The sequence below is a fragment of the Streptomyces sp. BBFR51 genome (assembly GCF_044591655.1).
GTDB lineage: Bacteria > Actinomycetota > Actinomycetes > Streptomycetales > Streptomycetaceae > Streptomyces.
This window is the reverse complement of record NZ_CP172448.1, coordinates 679,454-694,529: the sequence shown is the minus strand read 5'-3', so window position 1 is coordinate 694,529 and position 15,076 is coordinate 679,454. Positions and strand designations below refer to the sequence as shown.

General features: G+C 74.6%; 14 protein-coding genes. 7 read left to right on the top strand and 7 right to left on the bottom strand.

The annotated features are described in order from the left end of the window. Window positions 1-3: 3 nt before the first annotated feature. The 3 genes from ACGH7X_RS03215 to fes all read right to left on the bottom strand — a co-directional run bounded on the left by ACGH7X_RS03215 (window position 4) and on the right by fes (window position 3,179). Window positions 4-789, bottom strand: coding sequence for a 2,3-dihydro-2,3-dihydroxybenzoate dehydrogenase (locus ACGH7X_RS03215; protein WP_399881373.1), 786 nt, complete (start codon window positions 787-789; stop codon window positions 4-6). Then, entirely contained in the window at window positions 786-1,763 is a 978-nt protein-coding gene (locus tag ACGH7X_RS03210; RefSeq protein WP_399881371.1) for an ABC transporter substrate-binding protein, read from the bottom strand. The genes ACGH7X_RS03215 and ACGH7X_RS03210 overlap by 4 nt, the downstream gene beginning before the upstream one ends. Window positions 1,764-1,844: 81 nt before the next feature. Next, window positions 1,845-3,179, bottom strand: a complete 1,335-nt coding sequence (fes, locus tag ACGH7X_RS03205) for an enterochelin esterase (RefSeq protein WP_399881369.1) — start codon at window positions 3,177-3,179, stop codon at window positions 1,845-1,847. Between the two features lie 99 nt (window positions 3,180-3,278). On the opposite strand from fes, the gene ACGH7X_RS03200 reads away from it, so the two are divergent. Then, entirely contained in the window at window positions 3,279-4,349 is a 1,071-nt protein-coding gene (locus ACGH7X_RS03200) for a FecCD family ABC transporter permease (RefSeq protein ID WP_399881367.1), read from the top strand. After that, entirely contained in the window at window positions 4,346-5,419 is a 1,074-nt protein-coding gene (locus tag ACGH7X_RS03195) for a FecCD family ABC transporter permease (protein ID WP_399881365.1), read from the top strand. Before ACGH7X_RS03200 ends, ACGH7X_RS03195 begins: the two co-directional genes overlap by 4 nt. 45 nt (window positions 5,420-5,464) lie before the next feature. Here ACGH7X_RS03195 and ACGH7X_RS03190 read toward each other — a convergent pair whose 3' ends face one another. Next, window positions 5,465-6,664: an MFS transporter gene (locus tag ACGH7X_RS03190; RefSeq protein WP_399881363.1), complete on the bottom strand. Its 1,200-nt coding sequence runs from the start codon at window positions 6,662-6,664 to the stop codon at window positions 5,465-5,467. A 54-nt stretch (window positions 6,665-6,718) separates the two neighbouring features. Here ACGH7X_RS03190 and ACGH7X_RS03185 point away from each other — a divergent pair, with 54 nt between their 5' ends. The 4 genes from ACGH7X_RS03185 to ACGH7X_RS03170 all read left to right on the top strand — a co-directional run bounded on the left by ACGH7X_RS03185 (window position 6,719) and on the right by ACGH7X_RS03170 (window position 10,799). Further along, a complete protein-coding gene (locus ACGH7X_RS03185; RefSeq protein WP_399881361.1) occupies window positions 6,719-7,501 on the top strand; it encodes an AraC family transcriptional regulator in 783 nt (260 codons plus the stop codon). 64 nt (window positions 7,502-7,565) lie between these two features. After that, window positions 7,566-7,946, top strand: a complete 381-nt coding sequence (locus tag ACGH7X_RS03180; protein ID WP_399881359.1) for a DoxX family protein — start codon at window positions 7,566-7,568, stop codon at window positions 7,944-7,946. Beyond that, window positions 7,943-8,410 carry a peroxiredoxin gene (locus ACGH7X_RS03175; protein ID WP_399881357.1) on the top strand — a complete coding sequence of 156 codons (468 nt, stop codon included), beginning with the start codon at window positions 7,943-7,945 and terminating at the stop codon, window positions 8,408-8,410. Before ACGH7X_RS03180 ends, ACGH7X_RS03175 begins: the two co-directional genes overlap by 4 nt. 61 nt (window positions 8,411-8,471) lie before the next feature. After that, window positions 8,472-10,799 carry a SpoIIE family protein phosphatase gene (locus ACGH7X_RS03170; protein WP_399896742.1) on the top strand — a complete coding sequence of 776 codons (2,328 nt, stop codon included), beginning with the start codon at window positions 8,472-8,474 and terminating at the stop codon, window positions 10,797-10,799. Window positions 10,800-10,833: 34 nt separating this feature from the next. Here the strand turns inward: ACGH7X_RS03170 and ACGH7X_RS03165 are convergent, their stop codons facing one another. Then, window positions 10,834-11,454, bottom strand: coding sequence for a DNA polymerase ligase N-terminal domain-containing protein (locus tag ACGH7X_RS03165; protein WP_399881355.1), 621 nt, complete (start codon window positions 11,452-11,454; stop codon window positions 10,834-10,836). Between the two features lie 50 nt (window positions 11,455-11,504). Next, a complete protein-coding gene (locus tag ACGH7X_RS03160; RefSeq protein ID WP_399881353.1) occupies window positions 11,505-12,335 on the bottom strand; it encodes an aldo/keto reductase in 831 nt (276 codons plus the stop codon). A 112-nt stretch (window positions 12,336-12,447) separates the two neighbouring features. Between ACGH7X_RS03160 and ACGH7X_RS03155 the strand changes: the two genes are divergently transcribed. Then, entirely contained in the window at window positions 12,448-13,449 is a 1,002-nt protein-coding gene (locus tag ACGH7X_RS03155) for a TauD/TfdA dioxygenase family protein (protein ID WP_399881351.1), read from the top strand. Between the two features lie 24 nt (window positions 13,450-13,473). Here the strand turns inward: ACGH7X_RS03155 and ACGH7X_RS03150 are convergent, their stop codons facing one another. Next, a complete protein-coding gene (locus ACGH7X_RS03150; RefSeq protein WP_399881349.1) occupies window positions 13,474-14,979 on the bottom strand; it encodes a metallophosphoesterase family protein in 1,506 nt (501 codons plus the stop codon). Between the last annotated feature and the right edge of the window lie 97 nt (window positions 14,980-15,076).

Below are 15,076 nucleotides of genomic sequence, written 5' to 3'. Positions count from 1 at the left end.
GGGTCAGGCGCGCAGGGTGGCGCCGCCGTCGACGTACAGGTCGTGCATCGTGATGTGCCGGGCGCGGTCGGAGGCCAGGAAGACGACCGCGTCGGCGATGTCCGCCGGGTCGGCGATCCGGCCCAGCGGGATGCCCGTGCGGTACGTGGCGAGGTCCCCGTCGACGACGCGCCGGGCCGAGGCGGTCTCGTCACCGGCCGTCCACAGGGCGCGTTGCATGTCGGTGAGGGTCGAACCGGGGGAGACCGTGTTGCAGCGCACGCCCCGCCCGGCCACTTCCAGGCCGAGGCACTTGGTGAACATCACGGTGGCGGCCTTGGAGGCGGCGTAGGCGGCGAGGCCCGCCCGGGGGACACCGGCCGCGTTCGAGGCGACGGTGACGATGCTGCCGCGACCGCGTTCGGTCATCCGGCGGGCGGCGGCGCGCGAGACGTGGAAGACGCCGGTGGAGTTGACGGCGAACGTCGCCGCCCAGTCCTCGTCGGTCAGGTCCACGACGTCCGACGCGCGCAGGATCCCGGCCACGTTGACGGCGATGTCCAGCGGGCCGAGGGCGCGCTCGGTGTCGTCGACCAGCCCCTCCACCCCGTCCGCGTCGGTGACGTCGAGCGGGCGGGCGGTGACCCGGTCGTGACCGTGCTCGCCGGCGAGCGCTTCGACGCCCTCGGGTGTGCGGTCGGTGGCGACGACGCGGGCGCCCTGCTCGACGAGCGCGGTGACGACCGCCGCGCCGATGCCCCGGCCCGCCCCCGTCACGAGGGCGAGCCGGCCGTCGAGCCCGGCCGTCATGAGGCGAGCGCCGCGGTCAGGTCGTCCAGGACGACGCGCGCCGCGAGGGGGCCTCCGGCGCTGTTCCACGCGGAGCCCTGGACCACGACGACATGGCCCTCCCGTTCGGCCTTCAGCTTGCCGAAGTTGGGTACGTTCTTCGCCTCGGCGTACGCCTTCTCCCCGTCGGCCCTGTCGCCGAGGGTGCCGAAGAGCAGCCAGTCGCCGTCGATCGTGGAGAGCTTCTCCAGGCTGACGGGTTCGCTGTGGCCGGTGCCGGTGCCCTGCTGGTCCTTCGGCCGGTCCAGGCCGAGGGCGGTGATGGTCGCGCCCACGTGGCCCACGCCGCGACCGACCGCGGACGGCGCCTTGTTCTGCCAGCGGACGACGCTGACGACCGCGCCGGCGTTCTCGCCCAGCTTGCCCTTCGCGGCGGCCACGTCGGCGTCGAATCCGCTCAGCAGCTTCTCGGCCTCGGCCTTCTGGTTCAGCGCGTCGGCCGTGGCGGTGAACGCCTTCTTCCAGTCCTCGTTGAGCTTCGCGGTGACCACGGTCGGGGCTATGGACTCCAGCTTGGAGACCTCCTTCTTCACCGCCGTGGTCTCGTCGAGCAGGATCAGGTCGGGCTGGAGCGCGGCCAGCTTCTCCAAGTCCGCTTCGGCGACGGTGGCGACGACCTCGGCCTTGCCCGCCTTGTCGGCGAGGTAGGTGGAGACGCCCTTCTGCCCGCGTCCCGCGGTCGTGCCGACCGGCCGGACGCCGAGCGCGAGCGCGGCGTCGAGGGTGGGCTCGCTCAGGGTGACGACCTTCTCGGGGTCGGCCGGTACGTCGACCTCACGGCCCGTGGCGTCGGTGACCTGACGGGTGCTCGACTCCTGGCCGCCCGCGCTGTCGCTGCCCTCGTCGTCACCGCAGCCGGTGAGGAGCAGTGCTCCCGTCACGACGGCGGCGGCGGACGTCAGGGCGGTTCTGCGGGAGGCACGTACGAAGGACATGAGAAGGGGACTCCTTGGCGCTGTCGGCTGTGAGGGGTGGAAGGGAATGGAGGAACAGGGATAGGGATAGGGATACGTGGTTCAGGGGGCGGTGGCGGCAGGGCCCAGCAGACGCGCCAGGCCCGCGGCCAGGGCGCCGTGCCAGCAGGCGTAGTCGTGGCCGCCGTTGTACGCGTCGCAGGTGACCCGGTGGCCCGTCGCGCGCAGGGCCTCGTACAGGGCGAGGGTGTGCTCGACCATGGAGCCCTCGTGCAGGCCGACGTCCAGATGGACCGTCAGGGGGCCCGTCGCGCCGGACGCGCAGCGGCCGACCAGCCACGGGGTGCCGTACACCGGTGGTTTGGCCGCCGTCGGCGGCGGCAGGCCGGGGCGCCACCACAGGGAGGCGGACTGGGCGAGGACGTTGCCGAAGCGGTCGGGGCGCAGCCGGCCGGCGTGCAGCGCGGTCATGGCACCGAGGCTCTGGCCGGCGACCACGGTCCGGTGCGGGTCGGTGGTCAGCGGCCAGCGACCGGCCGCCCAGGGCAGCAACTCGTCGGCCAGGAAGGCGACGAACGGGTCCCGGCAGCCCAGGTCGCGCCACCGGGTGCGCCGGTCCACGGCGTCCGGCGCCACCACCACGAGGGGCGGCAGCGCGCCGTCGGCGATCAGTGCGTCCAGCGTGTCGCCGAAGCCGAGCCGCCCGAACCACATGTCACCGTCGCACAGCACCACGACCGGCAACGGGGCGCCGGAGGCGTGTTCGTTTCCCGGCGGCAGGTAGACCCAGGCGTCCCGGTCGCCGACCGGATCCGTGCCCGGCACGCGGTGCCGCTCCACCCGCCCCGGCGCCACCGAGCCCCGGCGCCCGGCCCACGGCTCGGCCGGGGCGTCGGGCAGGGCGAAGACCGACCCGTCGGCCGGCTGCCAACGGGTGGCGACGATACGCCGGTTGAGCGGGTCGGCCGCGGCGTGCGCGGACAGCGACCGCAGCCGCTGCTGAAGGGCGACCGGGTCCGTGGGCGCCCGACCGAGCGAGATGTCGGCGGCCATCCGGTAGGAGCCGCGGTGGTCGGCGCGCAGCCGCAGACCCAGGTGCCAGACGTCGGTGCCGGGCACCCGCTCCAGCAGCGAACCGGCCAGCCGTTCGCGGTCGGTGATGCGGTTGCCGAACAGCAGGACCTGACGGGTGGCGCGGTGGCCGCGCCACAGGAACGTGACCGACCGGTGGTCCGGTTCACCGTCGAGTTCCTCGACGAGCGGGGTGCCCAGGTGCTCCGCCTCGCTCCAGAAGCCGTCTGCCAGTGCCGTCCGCCGTGCGTCGTCCACGCCCTCCGTCTCCTCCAGGAGGCGTGCGACGCGCCGGCCCGTGACCCGGACCGGGCGGACGTCCGGCGCGGCGGCACCGCGGGAGGTGGGGCGGGGGAGCGTGGTCATCGGCGTTCTCCGTGAACCGCTGGTCGGAGGGCAGGCAGGGGTCAATGACTGCCGACGAAATCGTCAACAGCCTAGGTTAGGTTAGCCTAAGCTAAGCACATGTCCATCGGAACATGTGCACCGCATTCAGCCGATCCGGCGCCGCCCGGCCGGGAGCACGGCACGAGAGAGCCCCGCGCCGGGGGCTCCCGGCGCGCGGCGGGACTGCTCCTCGGTGTCGTCCTGCTGGTGGCGGCCATCGCCCTCTCGCTGGCCGTGGGTGCCAAACAGGTCCCCCTCGACCAGGTCTGGTCGGCGCTGTTCACCCCGTCCGGCACGGAGAACGACGCCATCGTGCGGGACCTCAGGCTGCCGCGCACCCTCATCGGCGCCGCGGTCGGCGTCGCCCTCGGCCTCGGGGGCGCGGTCATGCAGACCCTCACCCGCAACCCGCTCGCCGACCCGGGGCTGCTCGGTGTGAACGCGGGCGCGTCCGCCGCCGTCGTCACCGCGATCGGCGTCCTCGGCATCACGTCGTTCACCGGCTACCTGTGGTTCGCGCTGGCCGGGGCGGCCCTCGCCGCCACCGCCGTCAACGCCCTGGGGGGCGGTCGGTGGGCCACACCGGTACGGCTCGCGCTGGCCGGAACCGCCGTCAACGCGGCCCTGTTCGGCTACGTCAACGGCCTGTCGCTGTGGCACCTGAGCACCCTGGACGAGATGCGGTACTGGTCGGTCGGCACCCTCGCCAAGCGCGACGCCTCCCTGCTGCTCACCGTGGCGCCGCTGCTCGCGGCCGGCGCGCTGCTCGCCTTCGCCCTCGCCCGGCCGCTCGGCGCCGTCGCCCTCGGCGAGGACCACGCGCTGGCGCTGGGCACCCGGGTGCGGCGCGTGCGGGTGCTGTCCGTCGTCGCCATCACCCTGCTGTGCGGCGGTGCCACCGCCGTGTGCGGGCCGATCGGCTTCGTGGGCCTGATGATCCCGCACGCCGCCCGCGCCTTCTGCGGTCCCGACCCGCGCCGGCTGTTCCCCTGCTGCGCACTGTTCGCACCGGTGCTGCTGCTCGTCTCCGACGTGATCGGACGCGTCGTGGTGCCGCCCTCCGAGATCGAGGTCGGTACGGTCACCGCCTTCCTCGGCGGACTGCTCTTCATCCATCTCGTCCGGCAGCGGAAGGTGGCCCAGCTGTGAGCCTCGTCAAGGACGGCATCGCCAGAGGCCGCGCCGGCGTACGGCCCGGAGCGCTGCGCACGTCCCGCTGGTCACTGCGGTACGACCTCCGCGCCCTGCTGGTCTGCGTCGTGCTCGCCGCGCTCACGGCCTGCGCCATGGTGCTGGCCGTCGGCACCGGGACGTACGAGCTGTCCCCGCCCGAGGTGCTGCGCACCCTGGCCGGCGACGGTCCGCCGGGCGCCGGGTTCGTGGTGCTCGACCTGCGGCTGCCGCGCGCCCTGGTGGCCGCGCTGGTGGGCTTCGCGATGGGCATGGCGGGCGCGGTGTTCCAGTCGCTGACCCGCAACCCGCTGGGCAGCCCCGACATCATCGGCTTCGGCAACGGAGCCTCGGCCGGCGCCCTCGTCGCGATCATCGTCCTCGACGCGGGCGCGGCGCAGACGGCGCTCGGCGCGGTGTGCGGCGGTCTGGCCACCGCCGCCGCCGTGTACCTGCTGGCGTGGCGGCGGGGCGTGCACGGCTACCGGCTCGTCCTCGTCGGCATCGGCGCCTCCGCCGTGCTCGGCTCGGCGACCAGCTTCCTGTACGTGCGCGCCGACATCGGCAAGGCGGCGCAGGCCGCGAGCTGGATGATCGGCTCGCTCAACGCCCGCGACTGGGCCGACGTGCGCATCGCGGCGCTCGGACTGCTCGTGCTGGTCCCGGTCGTCCTGGTGTACGGACGGCGGCTGACGATGCTGGAGATGGGCGACGACACCGCCGCGGCGCTCGGTGTCCCGCCCGAACGCAGCCGTCTCGTCCTGCTGAGCGCGGGCACCGGGCTGACCGCCATGGCCGTCGCGGCGGCGGGTCCCATCCCGTTCGTGGCGATGGCCGCCCCGCAACTGGCCCGCCGGGTCACCCGCGCCGCGGGCCCCGGTGTGCTGTCCGCCGGGTGGACGGGCGCGTTCCTGGTGGCCGCCGCCGACCTGGCCACCCAACGGCTCACCGGATCCGCACTGTTGCCGGTGGGCGTGGTGACCGGGGTGGCGGGCGGCGCCTACCTCGCGTGGCTGCTGCGCGGGGAGCGCCGGGGCTCGCGGCTGTGAGGGGGCCCGCGGCTGTGACGGGCGGGCGGCGAGCCGGCCGAGGGCTCAGCGCACGTCGGCGTCGCTCGCCGCCGGTGCGCCCACGGCGGGCGACGGCGGGGACGTGACCGGTTCGCGCAGGCCGCACAGGAGCAGCCGACCCACGGCGGGCAACGCCACCAGCGGCAGCAGGGCCGCCCGCAGCGAGGTCGCGTCGGCCAGCGCGCCCAGCACCGGGGCGGCGAGACCGCCGACGCTCACGGCCAGCCCCAGCGTGACCCCGCTCGCCGTGCCCACCCGGCGGGGCAGGTAGTCCTGACCGAGCGTGATGTGCAGGGAGAACGGCACGTACAGTCCCGCCGACGTCAGGGCGACGAACAGGTACACCGCCGGCCCGGGCACGAGGACGACCCCCGCCACCGCGAGGACCGACAGGACGTACGACAGCCGCACCACCTTCAGCCGCCCGTGGCGGTCGGCGAGCCGGCCCCCGGCGACGGTGCCCACCGCGCCGCCCAGGTAGAGCACGAACAGCGCCACCGTCCCCGCGGCACTTCCGCCGCCGACGCGTTCCCGCACGTACAGCGACACGAACGTGCTCAGGCCCACGAAGACGACGGAACGGCAGACGACGGCGCCGGTGAGCCGCAGGAAGGACGGCCAGTCGTCCGTCCCCTGCGCCACCGCCGTACGGCCGCCCGCCGGCGGGACCGCTCCGGCCGCCGAACGCACCGCCGCCCCGCACAGGAGGGCTCCCACGACCGCGGGCACCACCAGCAGCGGGGAGGCACCGAGGCCCCCGGCCCCGACGACGGCCCACACCAGCGGCGGCGCCAGCGCGAAGCCGACATTGCCGCCGAGGGAGAACCACCCCATCGCCGTATGACTGCCCCCCGCGGCCGCACGCGCCGCCCGCGCGGCCTCCGGGTGGTACGCGGCGACCCCGACACCGCCCGCCGCGACGGCCGCGAGGGTGAACGCGTAGGAGTCGGTGACCCCGCCGAGAGCGACCCCCGCCCCGGCGGTCAGCGTGCTCAGCGGCAGCAGCCACGGCAGCGCCCACCGGTCGGTGAGCGCCCCGAACAACGGCTGCACCAGCGACGACAGCAGCGAGGCGGCGAGCACGACGCCCGAGGCGGCGGCGTAGGTGTAGGCCCGCTCGGCGACGAAGTACGGCACCAGGGCGGCCACCGTGCCCTGGTAGACGTCGACACAGGCGTGCCCGAAGGACAGCAGGACGATGGGCCGGTTCCGATTCGGGGTCACCCGTCGATCGTCATGCCCGCCACCGATGGCCCGCTTTCGATAACCTGCCCACTTGTGTCGAAGACCCGCCAGAGCCCGCCATCGCCCCACACCCCGTCCGTCCGCCACACCCCCACGGCGCCCACGCGTGCCCAGCGGCTGGTCGCCGGGCAGCGGATCGACGCGCACCGGCACGACGAGCACCAGATCGTCCACGCCGGGTCCGGAGTCGTGGCCGTCACCACCGAGGCGGGCACCTGGTTCGCGCCCGGGACCCGGGCCATCTGGATTCCGGCCGGCACCGTGCACTCCCACCGCGCCCACGGCCCTCTCGACCTGCATCTGGTCGGCCTGCCCGCCGCTGCCAACCCGCTCGGCCTGCACACCCCCGTCGTCCTCGCCGTCGGCCCGCTGCTGCGCGAGCTGATCGTCGCCTACACCCGGGACCCCGGCGACACCGGCCCGGAGCGCCGACGCCTCCTGGCCGTCCTGTGCGACCAGCTGCGCGCCTCGCCGCAGCAGCCGCTGCGCCTGCCGACCGCCGGTGACCCCCGGCTCGCCGCGGTCTGCGCGCTCGTGCACGCCGACCCCGCGGACACCCGCACCCTCGCCGCCCTCGGCGCCGCCACCGGCAGCGCGGAACGCACCCTCAGCCGGCTCTTCCGCCGCGAGTTCGGCATGACCTTCCCCCAGTGGCGCACCCAGTCCCGCCTCTACCACGCCCTGAGCATGCTCGCCGACGACCTGCCCGTCACCAGCGTCGCCCACCGCTGCGGCTGGTCCTCGGCCAGCGCGTTCATCGAGGTCTTCCGCCGCACGTTCGGCTACACGCCCGGCACCCACAACCGCCGTACGTGAGCCGGTCGCCCGCCGCTCCTTACCGTCGAGTAATATCGCGCGGCAGGCCCCCCGAGGAGGAACCGTGTCACGGTCCGAACGCTCACCGCTGCTGCTCGCCGGCCTCTTGGCCACCGCGGGCGTCGCCCATTTCGCCCAGCCCCGCCCCTTCGACGCGACCGTGCCGCGCTCCCTGCCGGGCGCGCCCCGGGCGTGGACGTACGCCAGTGGCGTCGCCGAACTCGCGCTGGCCGCCGGACTCGCGATGCCGCGCACCCGCAAGGCGGCCGCGCTGACCGCGGCCGCCTTCTTCGTCGGGGTGTTCCCCGCCAACGTCAAGATGGCCTGGGACTGGCGGCACCGCCCCACCCCGCAGAAGGCCGCCGCCCTCGGCCGCCTGCCGGTGCAGGTGCCGCTCGTGCTGTGGGCCCGCGGGGTCGCCAAGGGCTGCGAGGGCCGGTCATGAGCGGCGCCCCCGGTGTGGGCGACACCGTCGAGGACTTCGCGCTGCCGGACGAGACCGGCACCCCGCGCCGCCTGTCCGAGCTGCTCGCCGACGGCCCGGTCGTCCTGTTCTTCTACCCCGCCGCCCTCACCCGCGGCTGCACCGCGGAGGCCTGCCACTTCCGCGACCTCGCCGGCGAGTTCGCCGCCGCGGGCGCCCGGCCCGTCGGCGTCAGCGGCGACCCCGTCGAACGCCAGCAGGAGTTCGCCGGCCGGCACACCCTGGGCATGCCCCTGCTCTCCGACACCGACGGCACGGTCCGCGAGCAGTTCGGGGTGAAGCGGGGGTTCAGCGCGGCTCCCACCAAACGGGTCACCTTCGTCGTCGGGCAGGACCGCACCGTGCTGGAGGTCGTGCGCAGCGAACTGAGAATGAACACGCACGCCGACCGTGCCCTCGCCGCGCTCCGCGCTCACCGTCGGTGACGGGACCACCCGTGCCCCGTCCCGGTTGATACCGCATCGTCCTGGGATGATCCTGGACGACATGGAGTATTCCTCCGCCGCGATGATCGTCGACGCCCGCGGAACGGTGACGGGGTGGAGCGACGGCGCGCGGCGGATCACCGGCTACGCGGCCGCAGAAGTCGTGGGACGTCCCGCGCGGGGCCTGCTCGCGCGGGAGGTGCCGCCCGGCGCCCTGTCCGGCACCGCCGTGATCCGGCACCGGGACGGGCACGCCGTGCCCCTGCGGCTGCGGGTCTGCCCGCTGCTGGACGCCGACGGCGCACCGGACGGCTACGCGGTGTCCACCGCCGCCCCCGACGCTCCGGAACCCGGCCTGATCGACCACGCCGTCCGGCAGGCCTCGCTGTCGATGTCCGTCCTCGACCCCGATCTGCGCTTCGTGCACGTCAACGACGCCACGTGCCGGATGATGGGCAGATCCGCGGAGGAACTGATCGGCCACAGCCTGCCCGACACCCTGGCGGGCTTCGAAGGCGACCAGGAGAGCTTCCTGCACCACCTGCGCGTCGTCGTCGACCGTGGGCGCCCCGTCCAGTACGAGAGCTTCGGGCCCGCGCCCGCCGGTGTCCGGCTGCACGCCTGGACCGTCGAGATGTGGCCGGTCCACGACGCCTCCGGCACGCTCACCGCCGTCGCCATGGCCGCGCTGGAGAGCACCGAACAGCACCGGGCACGGGAGCGACTGGCCCTGCTGAACGCGGCCGGCGAGGTCGGCAGCACCCTGGACGTCGTGCGCACCGCCGAGGAACTGGTCGGGCTGCTCGTCCCGCGCTTCGCCGGCTTCGCCAACGTCGACCTGCTCGGCTGGGTCCTCGGCACCGACGAACCGCACGCGGCGCCGGCCGGGGACGGCGAACTGCGCCGGGTGGCCCACGCCGCCGCCACCGAGCACTTTCCCACCCCCGCCGTGCACCTCGGCGGCAACGAGGTCTACCCGCCCTACGCCCCGCCCGCCCGGGCGGTGCGCGAGGGCCGGGTCGTACTGAGCGGCCCCGGCGATCCGGATTTCGACCGCTGGATGCGGGAGCGCGCGGAACGGGCCCCGCACAACCGCCCGTTCCGTGAGGCGGTCTGCTCGACCCTGGCCGTGCCCCTGCGGGCCCGCGGCACCACACTGGGCGTCGCGCTGGCCGCCCGGACCACGCCCCGGGAGCCGTACGCCGCCGAGGACGCCGTACTGGCCGAGGAACTGGTCGGCCGGGCCGCCGTCTCCGTGGACAACGCCCGCCGCTTCGCCCGCGAGCGCTCCACCGCCCTGGCGATCCAGCGCAGCCTGCTCCCCAGGGGTCTGCCCGGGCAGGCCGCGGTCGAGGTGGCCCACCGCTACCTGCCCTCCGCGTCGGCCGCGGGCATCGGCGGCGACTGGTTCGACGTGATCCCGCTGTCCGGCACCCGCGTCGGCCTCGTCGTCGGCGACGTCGTGGGCCACGGCATCCCGTCCACGGCCACCATGGGCCGCCTGTGCACCGCCGTCCGCACCCTCGCCGACGTCGATCTGCCCCCCGACGAACTCCTCACCCACCTCGACGACCTCGTCACCCACCTCGCGGCCGACGACGACGGCGAGGTCGCGGAACTCGGCGCCACCTGCCTCTACGCCGTCTACGATCCCGTGTCGCGAAGGCTGACCCTGGCGGCCGCCGGCCACCCCGCACCCGCCCTTCTGCTGCCCGACGGCACCACCCGGCTCGTCCGCATGAACACCGGGCCGCTGCTCGGCGTCGGCGGACTGCCCTTCGAGGCGACCGAGCTGGAACTGCCCGAGGGCACCGTCGTCGCCCTCTACACCGACGGTCTCGTCGAGGACCGCGACCGGGACATCGACCACGCCACCGCGGAACTGTGCCTCGCGCTCACCGCGCCCGCCAACTCGCTCGACGCCCTGTGCGACACCGTGCTCAAGGCCGTGATGCCCGAGGAGCCCAGCGACGACGTGGCGCTGCTGCTGGCCCGTACCCGGGCGCTGGGCACGGACCAGATACGCACCTGGGACGTGCTGCCCGACCCGGCGCACGTGGCCGCCACCCGGCGGTCCGTCTCCGAGCAACTGACCCGGTGGGGCCTGGACGAGACGGCGTTCGTCACCGAACTCGTCGTCAGCGAGCTGGTCACCAACGCGATCCGGTACGGGGAGCCGCCCATCCAGCTCCGCCTCATCCGCGACAGCACCCTCATCTGCGAGGTGTCCGACTCCAGCTCCACCTCACCGCACCTGCGCCGCGCCCACGCCTACGACGAGGGCGGCCGGGGCCTGCTCCTGGTCGCCCAGCTCACCCAGCGCTGGGGCAGCAGACAGACGGGGAGCGGCAAGACCATCTGGGCCGAACAGCCGCTGCCCGCGGAGTGAACCGTCTGCCCGCCGAGTGACCGCCCCGCCGCCCCTACCCCTCGCGGCCCTCCTCGGCGACCCGCGCCAGCGTGCGCCCGGTGCGCGCGGACCGGGCCCGCCGGGGGTCCGGGGTGCCGCGCCCGCCCCCGCCGCCGCCCGCCTTCACCAGCAGCCACGCCGCGTCCTCGCCGGCCGTGCCGTCCCGGCCGCCGCGGAACCGGGTCAGCGCGTACTCGCCGCGCAGCTTCGCGCCGTGCAGCCGGAACCGGGCGTGCCCGTGCGTGAGCGACTCGGCGAAGTCGACCGGCCGTCCCCGGCGGTCGTGGCTCAGCGGCTCGTAGGTCCCGTGGTCCCAGACGATGACGGTGCCACCCCCGTACTCACCCGCCGGGATCACGCCCTCGAACTCCTCGTACTCCAGCGGATGGTCCTCGGTCGGCACCGCGAGCCGCTTGTCGCTCGGGTCCGCCGAGGGGCCCTTCGGCACCGACCAGGACTTGAGCACGTCGGCCACCTGCAACCGGAAGTCGAAGTGCAGGGTGCTCGCGTCATGGATCTGCACCACGAAACGCGGTCGGCCGCCCTCGCCGGGCGCCCCGTGCCCGGCGGGCTCACCGGTCCGGCCGAAGTCGCGTTTGCCGTGGTAGTCCCGCAGCCCGTCGTCCTTGCCCACCTGACGCTCCTTCCCGGGAGACCCGCGCCGACCGGGGCCGAGTACCCCCGTCAGAACTCCTCGTGCACCTCCGGGTCGCCGCCGATCCGCCGGTGCGCGCGGTCCGCCACCGTGCGCATCTGCTCGGCGTCCAGTTCGAAGCCGAAGACGTCGAGGTTCGCCCGCTGCCGCGCGGGGTCGGCGGACTTCGGGATCGGCACGGCGCCGAGCTGGGTGTGCCAGCGCAGCACCGCCTGGCCGGGCGTCACGCCGTGCGCGGCGGCGACCGCGGCGACGGCGGGGTCGTCCAGCAGGTCGCTGCCCCGGCCCAGCGGGCTCCAGCTCTCGGTGCGGATGCCCTTGCGCTCGTGGAAGGCGCGCAGCTCGTCCTGCGGGAAGAGCGGGTGCAGCTCGATCTGGTTGACGGACGGCAGGACTCCCGTCTCCTTCTCCAGCCGCTCGATGTGCTCCGCCGTGAAGTTGGAGACGCCGACCGACCGCACGAGGCCGTCCTCGCGCAGCTTGAGCATGGCCTTCCAGGAGTCGACGTACTTGTCCACGCGGGGCAGCGGCCAGTGGATCAGGTACAGGTCCACGTACTCCAGGCCGAGCCGGGTGCGGGACTCCTCGAACGCGGCGAGCGTCTCCTCGTAGCCGTGGTGGCGGCCGGGCAGCTTGGTCGTCACGACGACCTCCTCGCGGGGCAGCCCCGCGGAGGCCACGCCGCGGCCGACGCCCGTCTCGTTGCGGTAGTTCGTCGCCGTGTCGATCAGTCGGTACCCCGTCCGAAGGGCCTCGCGGACCGCCCGCTCGGCCTCGTCGTCCTTCATCGGCCAGGTGCCCAGACCCAGGGCGGGGAGGGTGGTGCCGTCGTTGAGCGTGTACGCCGGGATGCTGTTCACCGTGGGGCCTTCCCTCGACTGTGCGCGGCCGGGTGCCGCCCGTCCAGCCTCGCCCACACCGGGAGCGGTGATCAACCGGACGGCGCAGAAGGAGGTCTGCCACGATCTGGGCATGACGACCGACAGGGCAGCGGACAGGGCTACGGACAGGGCGACGGCGGATCGTGCGGCGGCAGAGGCGGCGGGCGTCGAGGTGAAACCCGTCGCCGGGCACATCGGCGCCGAGATCGGCGGCGTCGATCTGGCGGCCGGCCTCGACGCGGCGCAGGTCGCCGCGGTCCGGGCGGCGGTACTGCGCTGGAAGGTGGTGTTCCTCCGCGACCAGCGCCTCGACCACGCCGGACACGTCGCGTTCGCCCGCCTGTTCGGCGAACCGGTCGTCCTGCCCCGGCGCGGCAAGGCGTCCCCGGCGGCCTTCCCGGAGATCGAGACGACCGCCGACCGGCTGGAGCTGGGCGGACGGTTCGGGATGGAGCACGACGAGTGGCTGCGGCGCCGACGCCACACGCTGCTGCGCGGCTGGCACTGCGACCACGGCGCCCGCGTCGACCCGCCCGCCGCCACGATCCTGCGCGCCGAGACCGTACCGCCCTACGGCGGCGACACCACCTGGGCGAACCTGGCCGCCGCCTACGCCGGACTGTCCGCCCCGATGCGCGCCTTCGTCGACGGACTGCGCGCCGAGCACCGCCTCGGCGTCGGCTACCAGCCCCGGCCCGGCGACGACGCCTACGTGCGGCATCTGCTCGACCACCAGACCGCGACGGTGCACCCGCTGGTCCGCGTGCACCCGGAGACGGGGGAGCGGGTGCTGTACGTCAACGGCTACTACGTCGAGCAGATCGCCGGGCTCTCCCGCCCGGAGAGTGCGGCGATCCTGGAACTGCTGCTCGAGCAGGCCACCCGCCCCGAGTACACCGTCCGCTTCCGCTGGCAGCCGGGCAGCGTCGCCTTCTGGGACAACCGGGCCACCATCCACCTCGCGCCGAGCGACAACACCCACCTCGACCACCCCCGCACCATGCACCGGGTGATGCTCGCCGGCGACGTACCGGCCGGCGTCGACGGCACCCCGTCCGAGCCGCTCGTCGGCAGCGAACCCGGCCGCTGGTGACGGGACGGGGAACGCGGCCCCGCGTCAGACCAGCGGGATCGTCACCTCGTCCTCGACCGGCGGGTCCAGCTCCTGCGCCCGGTTGCCGGTGGCCGCGTAGCAGCGCAGCCGGACCGCCTCCGGCGTCACGTCCAGACGCAGGAAGCACTTGAAGAAGGGCGGGCTGTACGTCGCCGAACCCGGCGAGAACACCTGCGTGTAGATCTCGCGCACGGGCAGCCGGAAGCGCTTGCGGCGCTCGGGCCGCCGCGCGGTGCCGAGCAGCCCGGCGACCAGCCTGGTGCGCCGGGTGACCCGCGCGTCGCCGCCCGGGGCGCGGCCGGTGCGGATGCCGAGGCGCTCGGCGATCACGGCCGTCGCCTCGGCCTCCGTGAGGGTGAAGAAGCGCCGCATCCGCAGCCGGCGCCCGTACAGCCCGCTGTAGAAGGCGAGCGAGTCGCCGCGCAGCGGATAGGAGCGGAAGTCGTCCTCGGTGACGCCGGCCACCGAGACGCGCGGGATGGTGTGGGTGGCGTGCATGAACGCGCCGCCGCCGCCCGCGACGACGTACTGGACGGTGCGGCCGTCCACGTCGACCGGATAGCGCTGGTAGTTGTGGATGTCGCCGCCTATCGCCGCGACGTAGTGGTGGGCGGGGTCGCGCACGATGTCGTCGACCGTGCCGCCGCCCTCGATGGAGCAGGGGCGGTGCTCGCCGTCCACGTACAGGGGCGAGCCGGTGACCAGGATCTTCGGCCGGGGGCCCGCGGACACCTCGCGCAGCCAGGCGCCCTGCGCGGCGTCGACCGTGCCCAGCAGTCCCGTGTCGATGCCGATGATCCGCACCGGGCCGGCGTCGACCGCCCAGTAAGGCCCGGGCTGCTCGGCCCGCTGGGCGGGCGCCGAGCGCAGCTTGCGCGCCTCGTCCAGGTGCCGTCCGTCGTCCGGGCGCCGCCGGTGCCACAACAGGGCCCGCAGCCGGGCGGCCGGGGCGAGGGGGCGCGGCGCGGGCTCCGGCGGCAGGGGCGGGGCGTCGTCGCAGAAGACGCGCATGAAACCGCCGAGGTCCTCGTACCAGTCGTGGTTGCCCGGTATCGCGTATATGGGCGCCTGGTAGTCGCGGTAGGGGCGGAAGAACTTCGTGCCGTAGTCGTCGGCACTGCCCACCGGGTAGATCACGTCGCTGGCGAGGACGGCGAACCGGGTGTCCCGGCCCGCCTTCAGCAGACCGGGCACGACGGCGTACTGCGGGTCGTCCCCCTCGCCGGTGTCACCGATGACGAGGAAGGAGAACCGGTCCGGGTCCGCCCGCCGGATCACCTTGTCGGCCGGGGCCCCGGCCGCCGCCCGCTGCGCCACCCAGCGGGCGCGGGTCGAGCCCGTGGGATCTCCGAACCAGGAGGCCAGTACGCCGTTGCGGGCGGCCCACAGCGTTCTCGGGCTCAGCCAGGACAGCTTCTCGGTGCGCGGCGGCATGAGGTCTCGGTAGGCGCCGCGCTCGGCGGAGCCCCAGCCGGCGCCTTCGGCGGTATCACGTGAGGAGTTGGACACCCGGGCACGGTAACAACGCCCGGCCCGGGGCCCGGACGAGGGCGGGCCCGCCAACTCCGGCCCCGGCCAGGGCGGTTCGTGGACTTCGTACCGATGC

Coding starts and splice junctions, on each gene's coding strand:
- ACGH7X_RS03175 (WP_399881357.1), top strand. CDS start 7,943: ATGAGCGGCGCCCCCGGTGTGGGCGACACCGTCGAGGACTTCGCGCTG.
- ACGH7X_RS03155 (WP_399881351.1), top strand. CDS start 12,448: ATGACGACCGACAGGGCAGCGGACAGGGCTACGGACAGGGCGACGGCG.
- ACGH7X_RS03200 (WP_399881367.1), top strand. CDS start 3,279: ATGTCCATCGGAACATGTGCACCGCATTCAGCCGATCCGGCGCCGCCC.
- ACGH7X_RS03170 (WP_399896742.1), top strand. CDS start 8,472: ATGGAGTATTCCTCCGCCGCGATGATCGTCGACGCCCGCGGAACGGTG.
- ACGH7X_RS03215 (WP_399881373.1), bottom strand. CDS start 789: ATGACGGCCGGGCTCGACGGCCGGCTCGCCCTCGTGACGGGGGCGGGC.
- ACGH7X_RS03210 (WP_399881371.1), bottom strand. CDS start 1,763: ATGTCCTTCGTACGTGCCTCCCGCAGAACCGCCCTGACGTCCGCCGCC.
- fes (WP_399881369.1), bottom strand. CDS start 3,179: ATGACCACGCTCCCCCGCCCCACCTCCCGCGGTGCCGCCGCGCCGGAC.